This window comes from Pseudoxanthomonas sp. X-1, assembly GCF_020042665.1.
GTDB lineage: Bacteria > Pseudomonadota > Gammaproteobacteria > Xanthomonadales > Xanthomonadaceae > Pseudoxanthomonas_A > Pseudoxanthomonas_A spadix_A.
Genome location: NZ_CP083376.1, coordinates 3,919,794 through 3,941,129, shown reverse-complemented (window position 1 = coordinate 3,941,129; position 21,336 = coordinate 3,919,794). Strand labels below are relative to the sequence as shown.

The window sequence follows — 21,336 nt, the reverse complement described above, 5'->3', positions numbered from 1 at the left end:
CGGCCACGCGATCCGCAGGGGACTCGCCGGTGCGCTATCCGCGCCGTCGCGGTCCGTACCAGAACGCCAGCCGCTCGCGACTGCGCAGCAGGCCGCGGCCATGACGCGCCAGGGCCAGCGCCAGCCGCAGGTGCTCCCAGGCGCTGAAGGTCTGCAGCTTGCGCGGCGAGGTCCACACCGACTGGCGCAGCAGCACGAAGCGTCCCTGCCGGGCCAGCGTGCGGCTCATGGCCACGTCCTCGCCGGCGAACAGGCGCGTATCGAAGCCGCCGCTGGCCTCGAACGCCTGGCGCGTGCAGAACAGGAAGCAGCCCGGCGCGATCCGCGCCCAGCGCAGCAGGGTGCCGAACACGGCTTCGCCCACGCGCGCATGCCAGGCCACCGGCCGCTGCAGCCGCACGCGCGCCCCGCCGCCGATGGCACCGCGATCGAGCGCGGCCAGCGCCGCGCCCAACGCCTGCGCATCGACCTGGGTATCGGCATCGATGAAGCACAGGCGCTCGCCCCGGGCCGCCGCCGCGCCGGCGTTGCGCGCCGCGGCGATGTGGCGCGCCTGGATCGACAGCACGCGCGCCCCGGCCGCCCGGGCCAGCGCGGCCGTCGCGTCGGTGGAGCCATCGTCGACCACCAGGATTTCCGCCGTCACGCCGCACGCGGCGATCGCGCGCTGCAGGCAGGCCAGGGTGCCCGGCAGCAGCGCGGCTTCGTCATGGGCAGGGAGAATGCACGACAGCATGGCGCATGCTGGCACGGGCGGCCGTCGTGGGAGGTGACTTCGTCAGAGGCCGGAGCGGTGTCCGGCTTCGCCAGTGCGTCGTCGCCGGCGATGCGCGCCGGCGACGGCGCAGTGCGCAAAGATCTTGCATCGAGCGCGTGCCCGGCGCAGGGCCGGGCACGCGCGAAGTGCTTCAGTCGTTGCCGAGCGCGATCAGCTCGCGCGCCAGGTCCGCGTGGCGGTGCTGGCGGCCCATCTCGCGCATGATGCGGATGTCCTCGTGGCGCAGCGGCCGGCGCGCGATCACGCGCTGCTTGTAGGCCAGCACCTCAGGATAGGTGCGCGCCAGTTCCAGCGCTTCCTGCACCTGCTCGACCGAATCGCTCTCGTTGCTCACCGGCTCGCGGCTGGAGAAGGCGCTGACCCAGCGCGAGAGGCCGGCCTTCTGATCGAAGACCTGTGCGATCAGCCACAGCACGAACAGCATCGCCACCCAGATCAGCAGCACCAGGATGATCTTGGGGAAGCTGGGGTTGTAGCTGTGTTCCCACAGGTTGTCGGCGATGATCGCCAGCGCGGTCAGCGACGCGCCCAGCCACACGATCACCGAGCCGGCCAGCCACTGGCCCTTGGCGATGTCCAGCAGATGGATCTCGTGTTCGATGCCGCGGTCGGTCTTGCTCAGCCAGTGGGCGGCCTGCTCGTCCAGCGGCTTGCGGTGCAGCTCGTTGTCCGCCAGCAGCAGGTTCAGGCCCTTGAAGAGTTGGCTCATGTTGATTCCTCGCCTTGAACAGGGGGCCGGCCCGGCGCCGCCACCCTTGGGCGCAGCATAGGCCGTCCGGCTGCGAAGTTCCCGTGAGACGAAGGTAGAAGATGAACGGGCGTCCAGCGCCGTGAATGTTGCGTTGCGGCATCCTTCACGCCTGCCTAAGCAGGCCCATCCGAAAGTCGAATCGCCTCCACCCCCACGGATGCTCCCCATGGCCAGCGAACCGGACCGCCGCGACGATGCGGCGTGCATCATCGTCAACATCGACCGAGAGCGGGATTTCTGGAAGCACCACTACGGTGAATTGCCGTGCCGGCAGGCCGGACTGGGCTTTGAGGCGTGCTGGCCGCTGCTGATCCGGGCGTACCACGTCTATCTGCACCACCCGCACGCAGGACGCGAAGTGGGCGCGGTGCTGTTCGCCAATTCGCCCGAGGCGATCGCCAACGGGCTGGAGCCCGGCCTGGCCGGGCGCATCTTCGGTCGGGTCATGGACCGCATCCAGCGGGCCACCACCCGTTTGCAGTACGCGGTGCCGACCCACGCCTGACACCTGTCCTCCGAGGAACGGTGATTACGCTCCGCCCGCAAAGGGTCGCCTTTCGCGCTTCCAATCAACTCTGAACTGTGACGCCTGCAATGCTCACTCGGGCGTTTAACATGAATTTCATCGTCACTTAGACCTAACACTTACAAGCCGGCTGCAACCCTGTGGTTCGAGGCCAACCATCCCCCGGGCCAGGACAGCCGCATGCCCTCTCAGCACGCCGAACACGAACGCGCCATCCTGATCGACATCGACCGGGAACGGGACTACTGGCGCCAGCACTACGTCAACATGCCACGCGCGTCGCAGCATCGGTCCTTCGAGCTGTACTGGCCGGCGCTGTCCAGCGCCTACGACGTCTACCTCAACCATCCCCACACCGACCAGGACACCGGCTCGGCGCTGTACGCCAATTCCCAGGCGGTGCGCTCGCGCGGTCTGAGCCTGGAGGAGGCGCGGGCGATCTACGCCGAGGTCTGGCAGCGCATCACCGGCTGATCCCCTCCTGGCCGGACCTGAAAGAAGGCGCCCCCCGTGGCGCCTTTTCCATGTGTGCGGCGGCGATGCCGGCCGGGGCCGCCGGTAGGATGGCGGCATGTCGCTGCTCCGCACGCTCGCCGCCCCCGCCACCGCACCGGTGCGGCGCTGGGTGCTCGGCGCCTTCCCGCGCGGTGGGTCCGGGATCGACTACGACCTGCCGCGCGGGGATCCGGGCCTGTTCGGCCCGGACAGCGTGACCTGGCGTATCCACGCCGATTTCCCCGGCATGCTGGCCGGCGGCCTGTCGGCGCTGATGCTGCAGGCGCTGCATCCGCGCGCGCTGGCCGGCGTCTACGAGCATTCCAACTTCCGCCAGGACCTGGTCGGCCGGTTGCGGCGCACCACCGCCTTCGTCGCCGGCACCAGTTATGCGTCGACCGCCGAGGCGCAGCGGCTGATCGAACGGGTCCGGGCGATCCACTCCCGCGTGCAGGGCGCGCTGGACGATGGCACGCCCTACGCGGCCGATGATCCGGACCTGCTGACCTGGGTCCACGTCACCGAGGCGCACGGCTTCCTGCAGGGCTATCGGCGCTACTGCCGGCCGGTGCCGGCGGATGTGGCGGACCGCTATTTCGACGAAGTCCGGCGCGTGGCCGAAGCGCTGGGCGCGCGCGGGGTGCCGGCCTCGCAGGCGCAGGTGGACGCGTACTTCGCGGCGGTGCGGCCGCAGCTGCGCTTCGACGCGCGCTCGCGCGAGGTCATGGACGTGCTGGCCAGGATCCGCCTGCCGGTGCCCGCCGCCGGGCTGTCGCGCGATGTCTTCCTCGGCGCGGCCGCGGCGCTGTTGCCGGACTGGGCGCAGGCATTGCTGGCGCTGGGCCGCGCGCGGCGCGCGCGCTCGGCCATGGCCGCCGCCAGCCTGCGCGGCCTGGCGCCGGTGTTCCGCCTCGCCCTGCCGGATGGGGCATGCGCCCACGCCTGCGCGCGCATGGCGGTGCCGATCGCACGCATGCGGGACTGGCCCGGGCGCGCCTGAGCCGCCAGCAAACGGGCTGTCGGTCGGCGGAGCCGCGGCGTATGCTGCGGGCGAGTCGCCGCGCGGTGTCGGGGAGCGCGATGCGATCCTGATCGTTCCGAGGGGCAGGATCTCCGTCCAACAGCGGGTGCACATGGATCGTTCGGTTCCAGGCCCATCGCCGGTCAAGTCGGTCGTGCAGACCCGCACGGTGCTCGGGTTCGGGCTGCTGCTGGGCGCGGTCCTGGCGATCGGGCTGGGCTGGTGGGTCGTCAGCGACCGCCAGAACCGCCTGCAGGCCGCCGAGCGCCAGAGCCAGGCGCTGGCCGTCGGCGTCGAGCGCGCGATCGGGCTGGAGCTGCGCAACCTCGAGCGCGCCCTGCGCGGCATCGCCTCCGATGCGGCGAGACTGTCGGCCGCGGCGCCGGACCAGGCGCCTGCGCCGATCGGCGACCTGATCGCCGACGTCGCCTCGCGCCACCACGAACTGGAAAGCATCGTCCTGGTCGATACGCGGGGCCGAGCCCTGACCTCCGGACGCGGCGATCCGGACTTCGCGCGGTGGAACGCCAGCGCCGGCGCCTCCGAGCCGGGCCATCTGCGGCTGGGGCCACTGCAGTGGCTGGAAGACGGTCGCCCGGTGCTGCCGCTGGTCCTGCCGCTGTCCGTCCAGGGCGACAGCGCGCCGCGCTGGCTGTTGGCGCGGCTGGATGCGCGGGCCCTGCAGGCGCTGATCGATGGCCTGGACTCGGGGCGCGATGGCACGCTGGGCGTGGTCGGCCCGAACGGTCAACTGCTGGTGCGCAGTCTGGGCGGCAAGCCCTCGCGCGAGGGCATCGGCATGCGCATCGCGATGCCGGGGCCCGGCGAACTGGACCCCCGGCCGCAGGCGTCGGTCAGCCAGCGCACCAGCGAGGTGGACGGCTTGCGCCGGGTGGTGGCCGCGCGCGTGCTTCCGGATTACCCGCTGCGGGTCTGGGCAGGGCTCTCCACCGAGCAGGTGCTGCTCCCCTGGCATCGGTTCGTCGCCATCGCCGCGCTGCTGTATGTCCTGTACTGGGCGATGCTGCTGGTGTTGCTGCGCGTGGTGCGGCGCGCCGACCGCGACCAGCGCCGCATGCTCGAACAGCTGCAGCGCAACTCCGAGCATCTGCACCTGGCCCAGCACACCGGCAAGGTCGGGGCCTGGGCGATGGAACAAGGCGGCCGGCAGGTGGTCTGGGGGGCCGACGTCGGCCAGATGTTCGGCCTGGGGCAGGCGCAGCCCGCTTCCTTGCTGGCCTTCATCCGGCACGTGCACGTGCGCGACCGCCGCATGCTGGCGCAGCGGTTCATCAGCGCCTGGCGCGCGCGCGGCGCGTTCTCGTGCGAGTTCCGCCTGGTCACCCAGGATGGCGCGGAGCGCTGGGCGGTGGCGCGCGGCGGCGTGGTCGCCGGCGCGGGCGGCGGCCTGCGCATGACCGGCACGCTGGTGGACATCAGCGAGCGCATGGAGGCGCAGTCGCGCCTGAGCGATGCCGAGCGCCAGTTCCGCCTGATCTTCGACCGCAACCCGCTGCCGTTCTGGGTGCATGACGCGCGCACCCGGCGCTTCCTGGAGGTCAATCGCGCCGCCACGCTGCAGTACGGGTTCAGCCGCGAGGAATTCCTGACCATGCAGCTGGCGGACATCTGTCCGGCCGGCCTGCCCGGCGGCAGCGGCGTGGTGCAGGGTCTGGCGGCCGGGTTCGAGGACTCGCACGTATCGCAGCACCGGCGCAAGGACGGCTCGACCCTGCAGGCGCGCGTGTACGTCAGCGACATCCGCTTCGGGGGACACGAGGCCAAGCTGGTGCTGTCCGAGGACATCTCCGAGCGCCTGGAGTACGAGAAGGAACTGGCCTACCGCGCGCGCCACGACCAGACCACCGGCCTGATCAATGTGCAGACGCTCAGCGACCGCCTGGACCAGGGCCAGCATCCCGGCTACCAGGTGCTGTACCTGCAGCTGCGCGGCCTGCAGCCGATCCGCGATGCCCTGGGGCGTCAGACCGCCGACGATGTGCTGCGCACGCTGGCCGCGCGCCTGCAGCTGTGGGCCCAGCAGTTCGGCCTGGCCGCGCACCAGCCCGACGAGGACTTCGTGCTGGCGGTGCTGCACGCCGAGCGCCTGCAGCCGGCGATCGAGGCGGCGATCGAGGCGGTGCGCGAACCGGTGGGCGACGGCGATGGCTCGATGCAGCGGCTGGAGGCGCGCTTCGGCCTGGCCGGTGACGAGGGCGGCGGCCTGCGCGCGGAGAACATCATCGATAACGCCGCGCTGGCCGCGCATGCGCTGGATTCCTCGGCATTCGAGATCTCCCGCTACGACGGCGCGCTGGCGCGGCGCTACAGCGAGCGCCTGCGCATGGCCGGGCGCCTGCGCACCGCGCTGGAGCATGGCGAGTTCGACCTGCATTTCCAGCCGATCGTGCGCACCCTCGATGGCAGCGTGGCCGCGCTGGAGGCGCTGGTGCGCTGGCCGCAGCGCGACGGCACGCAGATCCCGCCGGCCGACTTCATCCCGCTGTGCGAGGACATCGGCCTGATCGTGCCGCTGGGCAACTGGATCCTGCGCCGCGCCGCCCAGGCGCAGGCCTGGCTGCGGCGCCAGGGCTGCGGCGACCTGCCGGTCGCGGTCAACGTGTCCACCCTGCAGGTGCTGCAGGCCGACCTGCCGTCCGAACTGGAACAGGCCTGCGCCCAGGCCGGCATCTCACCGCGCGCGCTGCACATGGAACTGACCGAGAGCGTGATGATGCACCGGCCCGAGCAGAGCATGGCCGCGATGCAGCGTCTGCGCGATGCGGGCGTGTGCATCTCGCTGGACGACTTCGGCACCGGGTTCTCCTCGATGTCCTACCTGCGCCATCTGCCGCTGAGTTCGATCAAGCTGGATCGCACCTTCGTGCGCGACGTCGACCGCGACCCGCGCAACGCCAGCATCTGCAAGTCGCTGCTGATGCTGGGCCACAGCCTGGGGCTGGAGATGATCGCCGAGGGCGTGGAGCGGCCGGAGGAACTGGAGTGGCTGCGGCGCCACGGGTGCGAGCAGGTGCAGGGCTTCCTGCTGGGCCGCGCGCTGCCGCTGGAGCTGGCCCTGCAGCGCGTGCGGGGCGTCGCGCTGGGCTGACCGGCGCGGACCCGCGCCGGCCGCGTCTTTCAACGCGACAGCTGTGGATCGGGTCGTGTCTGCACCTGCTGCAGGGCCAGCAGGTGCTGCTCCTGCAGCTGCCGCAGGCGCTCGCGCGATTGCGCGGTGGGCATGGCGACGGCCTCCTCGGTCCGCATGTGCGCCCGCAGCTGGGCAGGATCGCCCAGCGCGCCCTGGACCACGAAGACCAGCTCGCCCTGGCCGACCCGGGCATTGCGTTCGGACAGCACGACGTGGTCGATGCGGCTCAGGCCCTGCTCGCTGGCGAGCACCGCCAGGCTCGCGCTCAGGCGCTCGCTGTTGTCGTCGAAGGGGCGGCCCAGGTCGGCTTCCAGGCGCCGCACGCCGGCTTCGGCCTGCTGGGACAGGGCTTCCGGGCTGGCGGTGGTGGCAGGATGCGGCGTGTTCATGGCGGGCGCCTCGCGGGGGAACGGACGGCGGGAATGCTAGGTCCTGCGTGCCGCGTGCGTCGAGGCGGTCGCGGGGGGCGTGTTCAGTTGCCACTCCGGTTGCGTCTCACGGATTGAGACCTGCCTGCGGCAGGCTGGAGGGTGTGAACGTCACCGAGAAACTCGCGATCCTGGCCGATGCGGCCAAGTACGACGCCTCCTGCGCCTCCTCGGGCGCGGACAAGCGCCATTCGCTGGGGACCGGCGGCATCGGCAGCACCGAGGGCATGGGCATCTGCCATTCCTACACGCCCGACGGGCGCTGCGTATCGCTGCTGAAGATCCTGCTGACCAACTTCTGCGTGTTCGACTGCGCGTACTGCGTCAACCGCGTCACCAGCAACGTCCGCCGGGCACGCTTCACGCCGGACGAGGTGGTGCGGCTGACGCTGGACTTCTACAAGCGCAACTACATCGAGGGGCTGTTCCTGTCCAGCGGCATCATCCGCAACAGCGATTACACGATGGAGCAGCTGGTGGAAGTGGCGCGCAGCCTGCGCCAGGACCACAGGTTCGCCGGCTACATCCACCTCAAGACCATCCCCGACGCCGCGCCGGAGCTGCTGGCCGCGGCCGGGCGCTATGCCGACCGGCTCAGCATCAATGTCGAGCTGCCCACCGAAGGCGGCCTGGCGCAGCTGGCGCCGGAAAAGAAGCCCGGGGGCATCCGGGCGGCGATGGGCGAACTGCGCTGGCGGATCGAGGAGAACAAGGAGCAGCGGCGCGAGGAGAAGAAGCTGCGCGCCAAGCCGCCGCGCTTCGCCCCCGCAGGCCAGAGCACGCAGATGATCGTCGGCGCCGACGGCGCGGACGATCGCGCCATCCTGCAGACCAGCACCAATCTCTACGGCAACTACCGGCTGCGACGCGTGTACTACTCGGCCTTCAGCCCGATTCCCGATGCGTCCAGCAAGCTGCCACTGCAGCCGCCGCCGCTGCAGCGCGAGCATCGGCTCTACCAGGCCGACTGGCTGCTGCGCTTCTACGACTTCTCGGTGGACGAGATCGCGCCGACCGACGCCGCCAGCGGCATGCTGGACCTGGACATCGATCCCAAGCTGGCCTGGGCGCTGCGCCACCCCGAGCGCTTCCCGGTGGACGTGAACACCGCACCGCGCGAACTGCTGCTGCGCGTGCCGGGCCTGGGCACGCGCAATGTCGAACGGATCATCGCCTCGCGGCGCTTCCGCCGGCTGCGGGTGGAGGACCTGACGCGGCTGCGCCTGCCGATGAAGAAGCTCCTGCCCTTCGTGCAGGTGCTGGACCACCATCCGCGCGCGGCGCTGGACGACACGGCCAAGCTGCGCGGCATGCTGGCACCGAAGCCGCGACAGATGGGGCTGTTTTGAGGGTCTTCGCTGGAGGGCTGGGCCGGTGAGCGCATTTCGCCCACCCGTTTTGATGGCACTCAGCGTGGCTCCTCAGCTTGGTCCTCCATTGAGGGCGGACTCGCCGCCGCGGGCGATCCTGCCCATCGCCCTGCAGTTCCTAACGGGGCCGGGGCACCGCAGCAAATGGATCAGGACTTCCTTCGATCCGAAGTCCTTCGACTTGACGCGCGCGGCAGCGGGCCGGCGGGCCGTGGCCGCGCCTAGCGAGGCAGGACGCAGAGCGCCCGAGTCAGGGCAGGATGCCCTGACCGAGGGAAAAGCGGTCACGGCCCGCTGGCCCGCTGCCCCTCCGAAGCCGGAGCGCGCACGCCCCGCCATTCCGCAGTTGGGGGATGCACCCACGCTGATGCATTCGCGCGTGGATGCCTTCGCTCAAATCGCCGTGAGCGCAGGACATCCCTCGCGCAAAATAAGTGCACTGCTTCAAGGCAGCAGCGCCGCACGGCGGGCAGGCTGAGATGTTCAGTGCACGCGTAGAGCCGGCATGGAGCCTCGAGGCCTGGCGCATCGCGGCCCGAGCGGCCTGGTGCGCAAACGTGGCCCCGGACCAGGTGGATTGGGAAGGCGGCGCCCAGGGCGGCCTGCTGGCGACGCCCGAAGTGACGACCCTGCCGGCCCAGCGCGAAGCGCCGCGGGTTTCCTCCGATTTCCTGGCGCTGGCCGGCGCCGTGCTCTGCCATCGCGATCCGCACCGGCATGGCTTGCTGTACCGCCTGCTGTGGCGGATGGGGCAGGGCGAGCGCGGCCTGCTCGCGCATGCGACCGACGCGGACGTGCATCGCGCCGGCGTGCTGGCCAAGGCGGTGCGGCGCGACAGCCACAAGATGAAGGCCTTCGTGCGCTTCCGCGAAGTGCCCGGCGAGGCGAACGCCTTCGTGGCCTGGTTCGAGCCCGAGCACCACATCGTCGACCGCGTCGCCCCATTCTTCGCGCGGCGCTTCGCCGGCATGCGCTGGGCGATCCTCACCCCCTACCGCAGCGCGCACTGGGACGGCGATGCCCTGGCCTTCGGCCCGGGCGGCGTGCGTGCCGATGCCCCGGCCGACGATGCGCGCGAGGCGCTGTGGCGCACCTACTACGCCAACATCTTCAATCCCGCACGGCTCAACCCGACCATGATGCGTTCGGAGATGCCGCAGAAGTATTGGAAGCATCTGCCCGAGGCCGCGCTGCTGCCCGAGCTGCTGCAGTCCGCCGGCGCGCGCGTGCGCGAGATGGCCGAGCGCATGCCCGAGGCACCTCGCCGCCGCATTCCCGAAGCCGCGCCGGAACCGGTCCTGCGCGCCGACGATTCGCTCGACGCGGTGCGTGCCGCGGCCGCCGCGTGCCGCCGCTGCGAACTGTGGCAGCCGGCCACCCGCACCGTGTTCGGCGAAGGCCCCGCCGACGCGCGCATCGTGCTGGTCGGCGAACAGCCGGGCGACGAGGAGGATCTCAGCGGCCGGCCGTTCGTGGGCCCGGCCGGCAAGCTGCTCGATCGCGTGCTGGCCGAGCTGGGCATCGACCGGGGCGCGCTGTACCTGACCAACGCGGTGAAGCATTTCCGGTTCGAACAGCGCGGCAAGCGCCGCCTGCACCGCAACCCGACCTCCTCGCAGGTGGCCGCCTGCCGCCCCTGGCTGCAGCAGGAACTCGCGCGCCTGGATCCGAAGGCGATCGTCTGCCTGGGCGCGAACGCCGCGCGCGCGGTCCTGGGCGCCGACTTCCAGCTGATGGCCCAGCGCGGCCAGTGGCGGGTCATGGCCGATGGCGCGCGTGCGCTGGCCACCGTGCATCCGTCCTGGGTGCTGCGCCAGCCCGATGCCAAGGCGCGCGAAGACGCCTATGCGCTGCTCAGGCAGGACCTGGCATTGCTGGTGCCCGATGTCCGCGCATCTGCTTGACCGCTTCAAGGGCGCACGTGAACATGCGCTCGAACCCCAGGGAGATGTGTCTTGCGCAAGGACGTTGCAGCGACATCCCTGCGCCGCGGGTGGCGACGGGCGCTGGGGATTGGCGCGATTGCCGGAAGCGGCGCGGGTCTGGCCGTCCTGACTCAGCAGGCCGCCTCGGGGCAGGTGACCCAACCCATTGCCTGGTTGTTGCTTGGCCTGTTCGCGGTTGCGTATGGGGTGGGCATCGTCGCTGGGCTCGCCTTGATCGAAGGCTGGTCGACGGCACCCGCACTGGGCGTGGCGTTCTGGCTGCCGCAGACCTTGCAGGTCTACAGCCCGCTGGTGTCCTATCAGTTCTGGGCGCCGTTCAATCTCAGCGTGTGGTTCGATGGATCGAATGGCGCCATGGGGTTCGTGGGCCGGCTCGGAGCGATGTCCCACCTGGTGCTGGGAGGCGGCGGCGTGTGGGGCGCCGGGCTCAACCTCTCCGCGGTCGCGATCGCGATCCTGCTGTACATGACCGCGCGGAACGACGTGGCCGTCTCGCCTGCGCCGGACGGCGCCCCCTCCCCAGGCGGCTGACCGACGACGCGGCCTTCAACCCGCGTGGATGTGGTCCCAGACCTCGGCGATGATCCGTTCGGCTTGCGCGGGGTCGAGCTGCTCGTGCGCGGGCAGCAGCGCATAGCGCCGGCGGATGTCCGGCCACAGCGCGTGCAGGCGCTCGTGCGGATGCAGCAGGTAGCTGTCGTAGGCGAACTTCAGCGTCGGCTCGGCCCGGGCGAAGCCGCCACGGCCTGTCTGCTGGTAGTGCTCGCGCCACCAGCGCAGCTCGTGCTGGATATCCACCACGATGGCGCGCGCGCCCGGATCGGTCGATGGCGTGGATACGGACATGCAGCCCTCCTATGGGCGTCGATGTCGGACGTCATCGCACTTTAGGAGCCGCTGCGGTGAAGCAGCCGTCAAGCGCGCGCCAGCTCCAGCGCGCCGGGCGCGGCGCCCACCTGCTCGCGCACCCGGTTCATGTCGCGCACCGGGCGCAGCTCGATGCAGCCGTAGGCGGCCCAGGGGAACTTCCGTGCGATCGCCTCGGCCGCGGCCATGTCCGGCGCCTCGATCAGGTTGAAGCCGGCCAGCAGCTCCTTGGTCTCGGCGAAGGGGCCGTCGGTCACGCGGGTCTGGCCACCGCGCACGCGCAGCGAACGCGCGGTCTCCGCGCCCTCCAGCTGCTGCGAGGCCAGCAGCACGCCCTGCCGCTGCAGGGCGTCGGCATGCTCGAAGCAGCCGCGCATCAGGCGGTCGAACTCGGCCTGCGGCAGGGTCTGCATCAGCGCGGGATCGACGTGGATCAGCATGAGGAACTGCATGAAGGCTCCTGGGCGAGGGCGTGCGCGCATGATGCCGCAGGCGCGCATGCGGCGCCCGCAGGGACCGCGCGGCGGTAATCGCGGATTCTTTTCGCGCCGCGATGTCGATCCGGCGCGCGCTGGCACGTCGTTCCATCACAGCGCGGGCCTTGCGGTCCGCGTATCCACCGACAGGAGCACTGCGATGAAAGTGATGGTGATCGTCAAGGCCGATGCGGATTCGGAGGCCGGCGTCATGCCGTCCACCGAACTGCTCGCCGCCATGGGCCGCTACAACGAGGAACTGGTCAACGCCGGGATCATGCTGGCCGGCGAGGGCCTGCATCCATCCAGTCGCGGCGCGCGGGTGCGCTTTGACGGCCAGGTCCGCACGGTGATCGATGGCCCGTTCGCCGAGAGCAAGGAACTGATCGCCGGCTTCTGGCTGTGGCAGGTGCGTTCGCTGGACGAGGCCATCGAGTGGCTCAAGCGCGCGCCCTTCGACGGTGGCGCCGAGGTCGAGCTGCGTCCGCTGTTCGAAATGGAGGACTTCGGCCAGGCCCTCACGCCCGAACTGCGCGAGCAGGAAGCCCAGCTGCGCGAACGCACCGCCGGCCAGTCCTGATCCCCACACCCCAAGGAGCAAGCCCATGAACGTAGCCCCGTACCTGTTCTTCAATGGCAACTGCCGCGAGGCGATGCGCTTCTACGCCGAGATCCTCGGCGGCGCGGTGGTGGCCATGGCCACCGTCGGCGAGGCGCCGCCCGACGCCAGGATGCCCGGCATGCCCGACGACGCGGTGATGCATGCGATGGTTGTCGCCGGCGGCGTCACCCTGATGGCCTCCGATGCCTGCCCCCCGCAGGACTACACGCCGCCGCACGGCATCACCGTGAGCCTGCAGCTGGACGACGAAGCCCAGGCCGAGCGCCTGTATGCGGCCCTGGCCGATGGCGCGCAGATCCAGCTGCCGCTGGGGCCGACCTTCTGGTCGCCGCGCTTCGCCATGCTCACCGACCGCTTCGGCACGCCATGGATGCTCAATGTGGCCGTCCCTGCGCCGGGCTGCGAGGTCTGACCCCGGCCCCGACCCGATACATCCCGATCCGATGCGAAGGAGACCGACATGGCCTATGTCGATGGTTTCGTGATTCCCGTTCCGACCGCCAGACTGGCCGCCTACCGCGCGATGGCGCGGGTGGGCAGCAGGGTCTGGATGGACCATGGCGCGCTGCAGTACGTCGAATGCATCGCCGACGACGTCAAGCCGGGCAAGCACACGTCGTTCCCGCAGGCGGTCAAGCTCAAGCCGGACGAGGTCGTGGTGTTCGCCTACATCGTGTTCAGGTCGCGCGCCCACCGCGATCGGGTCAACAAGCGCGCGATGGACGATCCGCGCCTCAAGCGGTGGGGGCCGGAGACGCCGCCCTTCGACGGCAAGCGCATGGTCTGGGGCGGATTCAAGACGCTCGTGCGGCGCTAGGCGCGTGGCGGCGTCGCGGGCATGGTCAGGATGCGCATGGGGACGTCGCGGCGCGTCCCCGCATCGGTGCGCGCGGCGTCGCGCCGGGCGGGCGCCTGCACCGCGCCGGCGCGGTTGCGCGCGTCGCCGGCTGGTGGTCTGATCGCCGACCATGGCCGCCGACCTCCACCGCACCATCGACACGCTGTGGCGCATGGAAGCCCCCAAGGTGCTGGCGGTGCTGACCCGCATGCTGCGCGACCTCGACCAGGCCGAGGAACTGGCGCAGGATGCGTTGGTCGCCGCGCTCGAGCACTGGCCGCGCGAAGGCCTGCCGGACAATCCGGCCGCGTGGTGGATGGCCACCGCCAAGCGCCGCGCGATCGACCGCCTGCGTCAGCGGCAGCTGCACCAGCGCAAGCACGCCGACATCGCCTTCGAACTGGAGGGCCAGGTCATGGCGGGACCTGACAGCACCGTGCAGCTGGACGACGCCATCGGCGACGACCTGCTGCGGCTGATGTTCATCGCCTGCCATCCAGTACTGCCGGCCGATTCGCGCGTGGCACTGACCCTGCGCCTGCTCGGCGGGCTGAGCACCGCCGAGATCGCGCGCGCCTTCCTGCAGCCGGAGGCGACCGTGGCCCAGCGCATCGTGCGCGCCAAGCGCACGCTGGCCGCGCAGCGGGTGGCGTTCGAAGCACCGGCGCGCGAGGATCTGCCCGAGCGTGTGGACGCGGTGCTGGACGTGCTCTACCTGATCTTCAACGAGGGCTATTCGGCCAGCGCCGGCCAGGACTGGATGCGGCCGGCGCTGTGCGCCGAGGCGCTGCGCCTGGGGCGCGTGCTGGCCGGGCTGATGCCGCGAGAGCCGGAGGCGTTCGGCCTGCTCGCGCTGATGGAACTGCAGGCCTCGCGTACCGCCGCGCGCGCCCTGCCGGACGGCACGCCGGTGCTGCTGGAGGCGCAGGACCGCGCGCGCTGGGACCGGCTGCAGATCGCCCGTGGACTGCAGGCGCTGGAGCGCGCGCTGCGCCTGGGCGGCGCCGACGCGCCGTACACGCTGCAGGCCGCCATCGCCGCCTGCCATGCCCGCGCACTGCGCAGCCAGGACACCGACTGGCCGCGCATCGCGGGGCTGTATGCGCGGCTGGCGCAGGTCGCGCCCTCGCCGGTCGTCGAGCTCAACCGCGCCGTCGCCCTGGGCCGTGCCGCGGGCGCACAGGCCGGCCTTGCGCTGGCCGATACGCTCCTCGACGAGGCCGCGCTGCGCGAATACCCGGCGCTGCCCGCGGTGCGCGGCGATCTGCTCGAGCGACTCGGCCGGCTCGATGAGGCGCGCGCCTGTTTCGAGCAGGCCGCCGCGCTGACCCGCAACGCGCGCGAGGCCGCCCAAATGCGCGCCCGCGCCGCGGCCTGCGCGACGTCGGGGTGAGCATGCGCCCCGCGGCGCCGTGATTCGATCGAGGTGCGCCGGGCTGCGTGGGCCTGCGCGCCCATGGCGACGATCCCGTCGAACGCAATCGGCCGGCGGCGGCTCGGCCGACGGACACAGCGTCGCGCGGATCTGCATTGTCCGATCACGGAGGTTGCCGCAGGCTACGCGGCCTGCGCGCACGGCGCGTCGTTCCATCCTCGCAACACAGGAGCCATCATGACCTCCGCCATCTCGGTGCAGGGGCTGACCAAGACCTACGACGGCGGTTTCCAGGCGCTCAAGGGCGTCGACCTGGAAATCCGCAAGGGCGAGATCTTCGCGCTGCTCGGCCCCAACGGCGCCGGCAAGACCACGCTGATCAGCATCCTGTGCGGCATCGTCCGTCCGGGCGAGGGGAGCGTGCGGATCGAGGGGCATGATGTGGTGCGCGACTATCGCGCGGTGCGCAAGCTGGTCGGTCTGGTGCCGCAGGAGCTGGCGACCGAGTCCTTCGAGACGGTGCGGGCCGCGGTACGTTTCTCGCGCGGACTGTTCGGCAAGCCGGCCGACCCGGCGTTGCTGGAGCGCGTCCTGCGCGATCTGTCGCTGTGGGACAAGCGCGATTCCAAGATCATGGCGCTGTCCGGCGGTATGAAGCGTCGCGTGCTGATCGCCAAGGCGCTGGCGCACGAGCCCAGCGTGCTGTTCCTCGACGAGCCCACCGCCGGCGTGGACGTCGAGCTGCGCCACGACATGTGGAAGCTGGTGCGCGCGCTGCGCGACCGCGGCACCACGGTCGTGCTGACCACCCATTACATCGAAGAGGCCGAGGAAATGGCCGACCGCATCGGCGTGATCACCGGCGGCCGCCTGGTGCTGGTCGAGGACAAGGCCACGCTGATGCGCAAGCTGGGCAAGAAGCAGCTCGCCCTGACCCTGCAGCAGCCGCTGCAGGCCGTGCCCGCCGCCCTGGCCGACCTGCCGCTGGAGCTGCAGGCCGACGGCACGCAGCTGGTCTATACCTTCGATGTGCAGGCCGAGGAGACCGGCATCGCCGCGCTGCTCCGGCGCCTGGCCGAGCAGGGCATCGACTTCAAGGACCTGCATTCCTCGCAGTCCTCGCTGGAGGACATCTTCGTCAGCCTGGTGCGGGAGGCGCGCGCATGAGCCTGGGCCTGAATTGGCATGCGGTGCTGGCGATCTACCGCTTCGAGATGGCGCGCACCTTCCGCACCATCACCCAGTCGATCGCCTCGCCGGTGCTGTCGACCTCGCTGTACTTCGTGGTGTTCGGCGCGGCGATCGGCTCGCGCATGGGATCGGTCGAAGGCGTGAGCTACGGCGCCTTCATCATCCCCGGCCTGATCATGCTCTCGCTGCTCAACGAGAGCATCTCCAACGCCTCCTTCGGCATCTACATGCCCAAGTGGTCCGGGACGATCTACGAATTGCTCTCCGCGCCGGTCTCGTTCGTGGAGGTGGTGCTGGGCTACGTGGGCGCGGCGGCGACCAAGTCGCTGATGCTGGGCCTGCTGATCCTGGTCACGGCACGGCTGTTCGTGCCCTACGAGATCCAGCACCCGGTGTGGATGGTGGCCTTCCTGCTGCTGACCGCGCTGACGTTCTCGCTGTTCGGCTTCATCATCGGGCTGTGGGCCGACGACTTCCAGAAGCTGCAGGTGATCCCGCTGATGGTGGTCACCCCGCTGACCTTCCTCGGCGGGGCGTTCTACTCGGTGTCGATGCTGCCGCCGGTGTGGCAGAAGATCACCCTGTTCAACCCGGTCGTGTACCTGATCAGCGGCTTCCGCTGGAGCTTCTTCGGCCTGGCAGACGTGGACGTGGGCGTCAGCCTGGCGGCGATCTGCGGCTTTTTGGCGCTGTGCCTGGTCGCGGTCTGGGCGATGTTCCGCACCGGCTGGAAGATCAAGACCTGAGGCATCGCCCGGTCCGGATCAGCAGGCAGTGCATGTCGGTCTGGTAAGTTCACGGTCATGCACTCGATCGAAATCGTCCTGGCCATGCTGCTGGCCGTGGCCGCCAGCGGCTTCCTGGTCCGCGTCCTGCCATTCTCGCTGCCGCTGCCGCTGGTGCAGATCGGGCTGGGCGCGGTCATTTCGATGTTCAACCATGGCGTGGAGCTGGACCCGGAGCTGTTCTTCCTGCTGTTCCTGCCGCCGCTGCTGTTCCTGGACGGCTGGCGCATCCCCAAGCAGGGGCTGTTCCGCGACCGCACGGTGATCCTGGAACTGGCGCTGGGGCTGGTGGTGTTCACCGTGGTCGGCGCGGGCTTCCTGATCCACTGGATGATCCCGGCCATGCCGGTGGCCGTGGCCTTCGCCCTGGCGGCGATCCTCTCGCCCACCGATCCGGTGGCGCTGTCGGCGATCGCCTCGCGCGTGCCCATCCCCAAGCGCCTGATGCACATCCTGGAAGGCGAGTCGCTGCTCAACGACGCCTCGGGCCTGGTGTGCTTCCAGTTCGCGGTGGCCGCCGCGCTGACCGGCGCGTTCTCGCTGGCCGACGCCTCGCTGACCTTCCTCTGGGTGGCGCTGGCCGGCCTGGGCTGCGGCATCGGCGTGACCTGGGCGATCAACGTGCTGCAGCGCTGGATCATGCGCCACTTCGGCGAGGAGGCCGGCTCGTCGATCCTGGTCAGCCTGCTGACGCCGTTCGCCGCCTACGTGGTGGCCGAGGCGGTCAGCGCCTCGGGCATCCTGGCGGCGGTCTCGGCCGGCATCACGATGAGCTATGTCGAGCTGTCCGGCCGCGCCGCGGCCAGCGTGCGTATCCAGCGCACGGCGGTGTGGGACATGGTGCAGTTCACCCTCAACGGCATCGTCTTCACCCTGCTCGGCGAGCAGCTGCCGGGCATCGTGCGCAACGCCATCCGCAGCATCGACGAGACCGGCCACCTGCAGCCCTGGTGGCTGGCCGTCTACGTGGCCGCCATCAGCCTGGGCCTGATCCTGCTGCGTCTGGCCTGGGTGTGGCTGTCGCTGGGCCTGAACATCCTGCGCGACCGCGCGCGCGGCGTGGAGCGGGCCAGCCCCAACTGGCGGATCATCGTGGCGACCTCGCTGGCCGGCGTGCGCGGCGCCATCACCCTGGCCGGCGTGCTGACCCTGCCGCTGGCGATGGGCGATGGCTCACCGTTCCCGGCCCGCGATCTGGCGATCTTCCTGGCCGCGGCGGTGATCCTGGTCTCGCTGCTGATCGCCTCGGTGGCGCTGCCGCCGCTGCTGAAGAACCTGCAGCTGCCCGAAGAGCAGGATGACCAGAAGGAAGAGGACCTGGCGCGCAAGGCCGCCGCCCGCGCCGCCCTGGCGGCGGTGGAAAGCGAGCGCCAGCGGCTGGTGGCCTCGGCCGAGGAGGTCGAGGAGCAGGAGCTCTATGGTGCCTGCGCCGAACGCGTCAGCCAGCTCTACCAGCGCCACGTGGACCGCCTGGGCGGCGAAGCCGACATCGCCCCGGAGCAGGCGCGCCGGATCGAGCAGGTCGAACGCCAGATGCGCCAGGCCGGCCTGCGCGCCGAGCGCGCCGAACTGTTCCGCCTGGCGCGCGAACGCAAGATCTCCGAAGAGGTCTCGCGCAAGCTCGTCCGCAACCTGGACCTGCTCGAAACCCGCCAGCGCTGAGCCGCGACCGGCAGGAGCCGCCATGGCGGCGAGGAGTTGTCCCGGTGAAGTCCTTAAGCCACAAGGGCAAAGAGGGATGCGCCGATCAAGCCGCCTCGGTCTTGAAGTACGGCTCGACCTTGCCCTTGATCTTCAGCGTCATCGGCTGGCCGCGGCGGTCCAGCGACTTGCCCACCTGCACCCGGATCCAGCCTTCGGACACGCTGTACTCCTCCACGTTGTCGCGCTCGACGCCGTTGAAGCGCACGCCGACGCCGCGGTCCAGCGCGGCCTGGTCGTGGAAGCGGCTGGACGGGTCGACGGCCAGGCGGTCGGGAGGGGTATCGCTCATGGTGGGACGGTCACTGCGGGCAACGAGGGCGCACAGGATAATGGCCGGCCCGGCCGCGCGCATCCCGCGTGCGCCGGGCCTCTTTTCCCGCACAGCGAGTCCCGCCATGCCCGACAACACCGCCGACTACGAAGACGACGCCGATCGCCTGGACCTGGACGAGGCCGACACGCCCGAGGCGCTGGCCTGGAACCTGCTGGTGCTGATCAACCCCGGCGATGAGGACACCGCGCTGCGCCAGTTCGATCTGCTGCGCGAACGCCTGGCCGCCGGCGATGATCAGCCCTTGCCCTGGCTGCTGCGCGACATCGTGGACTGGACCTCGGGCTTCTTCGTCGGCCCGGACGACATCGACGCCACGATGGAGGCGCTCGACGAACTGGCCGCGCGTTACGGCCTGCAGATCGAGTGGGGCGGCGACCGCGACGACGAGGACTTCATGGACGGCCTGGACGTGCCGCAGCTGCTGTCCATCGCCTACGACAGCCTGCGCCCGCACGGCTACACGCTGTGGTGCTGGAACGCCGATGCCGACGGCTATGGCGGCTGGATGGCGCTGCGCCGCGACGACGAGGCCATGCGCGCGCTGAGCCAGCTGCTGGGCTTCGACCTGCGCCTGGCCAGCGAGGCAGGCTGAGCGCGCTTCGCAGGATCGGGCGGATCTTCGCCCCGACCGTGTAGGCCGAACGCGCGAACTGCCTCCAGGTCGCTGGCCCGCCTTGCGAGGCCCGAGGGCCCACGCTGGGCAAGGGCGGCGCGCCCGGCACCGCTATGGGGCCAGCCCGCGTCCCTGCGCCTTGGCCCGGGCGATCACCGCGCGCACCTGGGCGCGGTCGCGGTGGCGCGAGATCGCCACTGCGCCCAGTGCCAGGGCCACGGCGCGGGTCTCCGCGTCGACGTCGTAATGCGCGCCGCTGGTCTTGTCCTGGAAACTACGGCGCGGCAGCCCCAGGCGCGCGGCGAAGGCGTGCAGTTCGTCCAGCGAATCGGCCATTAGGTGCGCCCAGCGCCGTCCGCGCCAGGGCCAGACCGCATCGTCCACGTACACGCTCATGCGCACAGCATAGCCGGGCCGGAAAACCGGGCGGCCGCCGTACCGGCCGGGCGTGGGGCATGGCACGATGACGCCCAGATCCCGCCTGGCCCGCCCGCGATGCCCCGTCTCCGCCCCGAACCGCTGCTCGGCCTGGTGCTGCTGGGCCTGTCCGCGCCCGTGCTGGCGCAGGTCTCGCAGGCGCGGTTCGACCAGCTCGATGCCGACCACAACGGGGTGGTGGACCTGGCCGAATACGATGCCGGCGCGCGTGTGTCCTTCGCGGCCCTGGACCTGGACCACGATGGCTTTGTCACCCTGGACGAGATGCGCGCCTCGATCGATCCCAACACCGGCGGCATCGGCCGCGAGGGCACGGCGCGCGCCCGCATCGAGGCCATGGACAAGAACTACGACAAGCTGATCAGCGAGGCGGAGTTCATCGATTACGCCGAACAGGCCATGGCCCAGTACGACCGCGACGGCGATGGGCGCCTGACGCGGTGGGACTTCAGCTGGCGCTGATCCGCCGGCTCAGGCCGCCTGCGCCAGCTGCGCCTCGGCGCCACCGCGGTGCAGCGGATCAGGCAGCGGCTGGCCGGCCTCGGTGAAAGACAGCGAGACCGAGTTGAGGCAATGGCGCTCGTAGGTCGGCGGCGGGCCGTCGGGGAAGACGTGGCCCAGGTGGCTGCCGCAGCGCGCGCAGGTGATCTCGGTGCGGATCATCCCGTAGCTGGTGTCGCGGATGGTCTTGATGTGGGCCGGGTCGTAGGGCCTGAAGAAGCTCGGCCAGCCGGTGCCCGAGTCGAACTTGGCGCTGGAGGCGAACAGCGGCAGCCCACACAGGCGGCAGGTGTAGACGCCTTCGAGCTTGTTGTCCAGGAAGGCGCCGCAGAACGGCGCCTCGGTGCCGTGCTGCAGCAGGACGTGGCGTTCCTCCTCGCTCAGGCCCGCGATCAGCTCGGCGCGCTGGAGGGTGTCGGGGGGCGTCAGGTCGAAATCGGACATGGCGGGGCCTGCGGTCTCAGGGAGAAGACGGGAAGATGGCGGCGGCGCGCGCGGTGTTCAACCGCCGCCGCGCCGCCGTCTCTCACGGCGTGCTGGCGACCCGGGCGTCGCGGCCCAGCTGGCGGCGCGTCCACTGGTCGATCATGCGCTTCTCGTAACGCAGCGGGTCCGAATCCATCGGCCGGGCCCCCATCAGGTAGGACATGTCCACCAGCTTGGCCTGGCCCTGGTCGAGCATCTTGCCGCTGGCATCGTGCAGTGTGTAGTCGAAGCTCAGGCGCGGCGGATAGATGTCCTTGAGGATGCGGATGTGATCGGCCGATGGCCCGTGCCAGGGCTCGTACTCGCCGGCGCGGTGGATATCGGTGATGCGCACGTCCAGCGTCTGTCCCGCAGGCAGCTGCCTGGCGGCCGCCTGACGCAGGTAGCCGGCCAGGTCGGCGACCCAGGTGCCGCGCTCGGCTTCCCAGCGGTTGGGGCTGTTGCGGATGTCGGTGAACTGCGCCGGATCGGTCCAGGACACCGATACCGGGCCCTGCGCGGGCAGGGCGCGCGGCAGGTCGGGATCGGTGACGTTGGAGCGCGCGGCCAGGGCCGGCAGGCTGAGGACGGCCAGCATCAGGCCGGCCAGGACAACAGGGCGTTTCATGACGGAACTCCCGCCTTGGGGGAATGCGTCGAT

General features: G+C 70.7%; 25 protein-coding genes. 16 read left to right on the top strand and 9 right to left on the bottom strand.

All coding sequences use genetic code 11. The annotated features are described in order from the left end of the window. Positions 1–34: 34 nt before the first annotated feature. Both LAJ50_RS17775 and LAJ50_RS17770 read right to left on the bottom strand, forming a co-directional pair. Positions 35–736 (bottom strand): glycosyltransferase, encoded by a 702-nt coding sequence (locus LAJ50_RS17775; protein WP_138655443.1) that lies wholly within the window; start codon positions 734–736, stop codon positions 35–37. Between the two features lie 172 nt (positions 737–908). Then, positions 909–1,487 carry a hypothetical protein gene (locus LAJ50_RS17770; RefSeq protein ID WP_130552265.1) on the bottom strand — a complete coding sequence of 193 codons (579 nt, stop codon included), beginning with the start codon at positions 1,485–1,487 and terminating at the stop codon, positions 909–911. A gap of 208 nt (positions 1,488–1,695) precedes the next feature. Here LAJ50_RS17770 and LAJ50_RS17765 point away from each other — a divergent pair, with 208 nt between their 5' ends. From LAJ50_RS17765 to LAJ50_RS17750, 4 genes are all read left to right on the top strand, one after another. After that, positions 1,696–2,034, top strand: a complete 339-nt coding sequence (locus LAJ50_RS17765) for a hypothetical protein (RefSeq protein ID WP_130552264.1) — start codon at positions 1,696–1,698, stop codon at positions 2,032–2,034. Between the two features lie 201 nt (positions 2,035–2,235). Then, complete coding sequence (locus tag LAJ50_RS17760; RefSeq protein ID WP_130552263.1) at positions 2,236–2,529, top strand: hypothetical protein; 294 nt, start codon at positions 2,236–2,238, stop codon at positions 2,527–2,529. A 97-nt stretch (positions 2,530–2,626) separates the two neighbouring features. Beyond that, positions 2,627–3,550, top strand: coding sequence for an oxygenase MpaB family protein (locus tag LAJ50_RS17755; RefSeq protein ID WP_224096365.1), 924 nt, complete (start codon positions 2,627–2,629; stop codon positions 3,548–3,550). A 133-nt stretch (positions 3,551–3,683) separates the two neighbouring features. After that, the gene (locus LAJ50_RS17750; RefSeq protein WP_171044645.1) at positions 3,684–6,680 is read left to right on the top strand and encodes an EAL domain-containing protein; all 2,997 of its coding nucleotides are present in this window, start codon (positions 3,684–3,686) and stop codon (positions 6,678–6,680) included. A gap of 29 nt (positions 6,681–6,709) precedes the next feature. Here the strand turns inward: LAJ50_RS17750 and LAJ50_RS17745 are convergent, their stop codons facing one another. Beyond that, a complete protein-coding gene (locus LAJ50_RS17745; protein WP_138654375.1) occupies positions 6,710–7,111 on the bottom strand; it encodes an XVIPCD domain-containing protein in 402 nt (133 codons plus the stop codon). Between the two features lie 143 nt (positions 7,112–7,254). Between LAJ50_RS17745 and LAJ50_RS17740 the strand changes: the two genes are divergently transcribed. The 3 genes from LAJ50_RS17740 (at position 7,255) to LAJ50_RS17730 (ending at position 10,997) form a co-directional block, all read left to right on the top strand. After that, positions 7,255–8,499, top strand: a complete 1,245-nt coding sequence (locus tag LAJ50_RS17740; RefSeq protein WP_130552259.1) for a putative DNA modification/repair radical SAM protein — start codon at positions 7,255–7,257, stop codon at positions 8,497–8,499. A 500-nt stretch (positions 8,500–8,999) separates the two neighbouring features. Beyond that, the gene (locus LAJ50_RS20295; protein WP_138654377.1) at positions 9,000–10,424 is read left to right on the top strand and encodes a UdgX family uracil-DNA binding protein; all 1,425 of its coding nucleotides are present in this window, start codon (positions 9,000–9,002) and stop codon (positions 10,422–10,424) included. A 51-nt stretch (positions 10,425–10,475) separates the two neighbouring features. Continuing rightward, complete coding sequence (locus tag LAJ50_RS17730; protein ID WP_130552257.1) at positions 10,476–10,997, top strand: hypothetical protein; 522 nt, start codon at positions 10,476–10,478, stop codon at positions 10,995–10,997. A gap of 15 nt (positions 10,998–11,012) precedes the next feature. Here LAJ50_RS17730 and LAJ50_RS17725 read toward each other — a convergent pair whose 3' ends face one another. Further along, the gene (locus LAJ50_RS17725; protein ID WP_138654379.1) at positions 11,013–11,312 is read right to left on the bottom strand and encodes a hypothetical protein; all 300 of its coding nucleotides are present in this window, start codon (positions 11,310–11,312) and stop codon (positions 11,013–11,015) included. A 68-nt stretch (positions 11,313–11,380) separates the two neighbouring features. Beyond that, positions 11,381–11,785, bottom strand: coding sequence for a YciI family protein (locus LAJ50_RS17720; protein WP_130552255.1), 405 nt, complete (start codon positions 11,783–11,785; stop codon positions 11,381–11,383). Between the two features lie 184 nt (positions 11,786–11,969). Between LAJ50_RS17720 and LAJ50_RS17715 the strand changes: the two genes are divergently transcribed. From LAJ50_RS17715 to LAJ50_RS17685, 7 genes are all read left to right on the top strand, one after another. Beyond that, positions 11,970–12,389: a YciI family protein gene (locus LAJ50_RS17715; protein ID WP_138654381.1), complete on the top strand. Its 420-nt coding sequence runs from the start codon at positions 11,970–11,972 to the stop codon at positions 12,387–12,389. Positions 12,390–12,414: 25 nt separating this feature from the next. Continuing rightward, positions 12,415–12,843, top strand: coding sequence for a VOC family protein (locus LAJ50_RS17710; RefSeq protein ID WP_130552253.1), 429 nt, complete (start codon positions 12,415–12,417; stop codon positions 12,841–12,843). Between the two features lie 48 nt (positions 12,844–12,891). After that, entirely contained in the window at positions 12,892–13,248 is a 357-nt protein-coding gene (locus LAJ50_RS17705) for a DUF1428 domain-containing protein (protein ID WP_138654383.1), read from the top strand. Positions 13,249–13,399: 151 nt separating this feature from the next. Then, positions 13,400–14,662: a sigma-70 family RNA polymerase sigma factor gene (locus LAJ50_RS17700; RefSeq protein WP_138654385.1), complete on the top strand. Its 1,263-nt coding sequence runs from the start codon at positions 13,400–13,402 to the stop codon at positions 14,660–14,662. A gap of 219 nt (positions 14,663–14,881) precedes the next feature. Further along, positions 14,882–15,811 (top strand): ABC transporter ATP-binding protein, encoded by a 930-nt coding sequence (locus LAJ50_RS17695; RefSeq protein WP_138654387.1) that lies wholly within the window; start codon positions 14,882–14,884, stop codon positions 15,809–15,811. Between the two features lie 8 nt (positions 15,812–15,819). Next, positions 15,820–16,581 (top strand): ABC transporter permease, encoded by a 762-nt coding sequence (locus tag LAJ50_RS17690; protein ID WP_130552398.1) that lies wholly within the window; start codon positions 15,820–15,822, stop codon positions 16,579–16,581. Between the two features lie 57 nt (positions 16,582–16,638). Beyond that, a complete protein-coding gene (locus LAJ50_RS17685; protein WP_130552249.1) occupies positions 16,639–18,282 on the top strand; it encodes a Na+/H+ antiporter in 1,644 nt (547 codons plus the stop codon). An 85-nt stretch (positions 18,283–18,367) separates the two neighbouring features. Here the strand turns inward: LAJ50_RS17685 and LAJ50_RS17680 are convergent, their stop codons facing one another. Beyond that, positions 18,368–18,613, bottom strand: coding sequence for a DUF3297 family protein (locus tag LAJ50_RS17680; RefSeq protein ID WP_130552248.1), 246 nt, complete (start codon positions 18,611–18,613; stop codon positions 18,368–18,370). Positions 18,614–18,719: 106 nt separating this feature from the next. On the opposite strand from LAJ50_RS17680, the gene LAJ50_RS17675 reads away from it, so the two are divergent. Further along, positions 18,720–19,250: a hypothetical protein gene (locus tag LAJ50_RS17675; RefSeq protein WP_130552247.1), complete on the top strand. Its 531-nt coding sequence runs from the start codon at positions 18,720–18,722 to the stop codon at positions 19,248–19,250. Positions 19,251–19,382: 132 nt separating this feature from the next. Here the strand turns inward: LAJ50_RS17675 and LAJ50_RS17670 are convergent, their stop codons facing one another. Further along, a complete protein-coding gene (locus LAJ50_RS17670) occupies positions 19,383–19,667 on the bottom strand; it encodes a DUF4031 domain-containing protein (RefSeq protein ID WP_130552246.1) in 285 nt (94 codons plus the stop codon). A gap of 99 nt (positions 19,668–19,766) precedes the next feature. Here LAJ50_RS17670 and LAJ50_RS17665 point away from each other — a divergent pair, with 99 nt between their 5' ends. Then, positions 19,767–20,171: a hypothetical protein gene (locus LAJ50_RS17665; protein WP_130552245.1), complete on the top strand. Its 405-nt coding sequence runs from the start codon at positions 19,767–19,769 to the stop codon at positions 20,169–20,171. A 9-nt stretch (positions 20,172–20,180) separates the two neighbouring features. On the opposite strand, the gene msrB is transcribed toward LAJ50_RS17665, so the two are convergent. Both msrB and LAJ50_RS17655 read right to left on the bottom strand, forming a co-directional pair. Further along, the gene (msrB, locus tag LAJ50_RS17660) at positions 20,181–20,654 is read right to left on the bottom strand and encodes a peptide-methionine (R)-S-oxide reductase MsrB (RefSeq protein WP_138654389.1); all 474 of its coding nucleotides are present in this window, start codon (positions 20,652–20,654) and stop codon (positions 20,181–20,183) included. Between the two features lie 82 nt (positions 20,655–20,736). Next, positions 20,737–21,303, bottom strand: a complete 567-nt coding sequence (locus tag LAJ50_RS17655) for a DUF3016 domain-containing protein (RefSeq protein ID WP_138654391.1) — start codon at positions 21,301–21,303, stop codon at positions 20,737–20,739. Positions 21,304–21,336 lie beyond the last annotated feature (33 nt).

Coding starts and splice junctions, on each gene's coding strand:
- LAJ50_RS17685 (WP_130552249.1), top strand. CDS start 16,639: ATGCACTCGATCGAAATCGTCCTGGCCATGCTGCTGGCCGTGGCCGCC.
- LAJ50_RS17665 (WP_130552245.1), top strand. CDS start 19,767: ATGCCCCGTCTCCGCCCCGAACCGCTGCTCGGCCTGGTGCTGCTGGGC.
- LAJ50_RS17770 (WP_130552265.1), bottom strand. CDS start 1,487: ATGAGCCAACTCTTCAAGGGCCTGAACCTGCTGCTGGCGGACAACGAG.
- LAJ50_RS17745 (WP_138654375.1), bottom strand. CDS start 7,111: ATGAACACGCCGCATCCTGCCACCACCGCCAGCCCGGAAGCCCTGTCC.
- LAJ50_RS17750 (WP_171044645.1), top strand. CDS start 3,684: ATGGATCGTTCGGTTCCAGGCCCATCGCCGGTCAAGTCGGTCGTGCAG.
- LAJ50_RS17710 (WP_130552253.1), top strand. CDS start 12,415: ATGAACGTAGCCCCGTACCTGTTCTTCAATGGCAACTGCCGCGAGGCG.
- LAJ50_RS17775 (WP_138655443.1), bottom strand. CDS start 736: ATGCTGTCGTGCATTCTCCCTGCCCATGACGAAGCCGCGCTGCTGCCG.
- LAJ50_RS17705 (WP_138654383.1), top strand. CDS start 12,892: ATGGCCTATGTCGATGGTTTCGTGATTCCCGTTCCGACCGCCAGACTG.
- LAJ50_RS17700 (WP_138654385.1), top strand. CDS start 13,400: ATGGCCGCCGACCTCCACCGCACCATCGACACGCTGTGGCGCATGGAA.
- LAJ50_RS17695 (WP_138654387.1), top strand. CDS start 14,882: ATGACCTCCGCCATCTCGGTGCAGGGGCTGACCAAGACCTACGACGGC.
- msrB (WP_138654389.1), bottom strand. CDS start 20,654: ATGTCCGATTTCGACCTGACGCCCCCCGACACCCTCCAGCGCGCCGAG.
- LAJ50_RS17725 (WP_138654379.1), bottom strand. CDS start 11,312: ATGTCCGTATCCACGCCATCGACCGATCCGGGCGCGCGCGCCATCGTG.
- LAJ50_RS17765 (WP_130552264.1), top strand. CDS start 1,696: ATGGCCAGCGAACCGGACCGCCGCGACGATGCGGCGTGCATCATCGTC.
- LAJ50_RS17720 (WP_130552255.1), bottom strand. CDS start 11,785: ATGCAGTTCCTCATGCTGATCCACGTCGATCCCGCGCTGATGCAGACC.
- LAJ50_RS17755 (WP_224096365.1), top strand. CDS start 2,627: ATGTCGCTGCTCCGCACGCTCGCCGCCCCCGCCACCGCACCGGTGCGG.
- LAJ50_RS17760 (WP_130552263.1), top strand. CDS start 2,236: ATGCCCTCTCAGCACGCCGAACACGAACGCGCCATCCTGATCGACATC.
- LAJ50_RS17715 (WP_138654381.1), top strand. CDS start 11,970: ATGAAAGTGATGGTGATCGTCAAGGCCGATGCGGATTCGGAGGCCGGC.
- LAJ50_RS17680 (WP_130552248.1), bottom strand. CDS start 18,613: ATGAGCGATACCCCTCCCGACCGCCTGGCCGTCGACCCGTCCAGCCGC.
- LAJ50_RS20295 (WP_138654377.1), top strand. CDS start 9,000: ATGTTCAGTGCACGCGTAGAGCCGGCATGGAGCCTCGAGGCCTGGCGC.
- LAJ50_RS17655 (WP_138654391.1), bottom strand. CDS start 21,303: ATGAAACGCCCTGTTGTCCTGGCCGGCCTGATGCTGGCCGTCCTCAGC.
- LAJ50_RS17675 (WP_130552247.1), top strand. CDS start 18,720: ATGCCCGACAACACCGCCGACTACGAAGACGACGCCGATCGCCTGGAC.
- LAJ50_RS17670 (WP_130552246.1), bottom strand. CDS start 19,667: ATGAGCGTGTACGTGGACGATGCGGTCTGGCCCTGGCGCGGACGGCGC.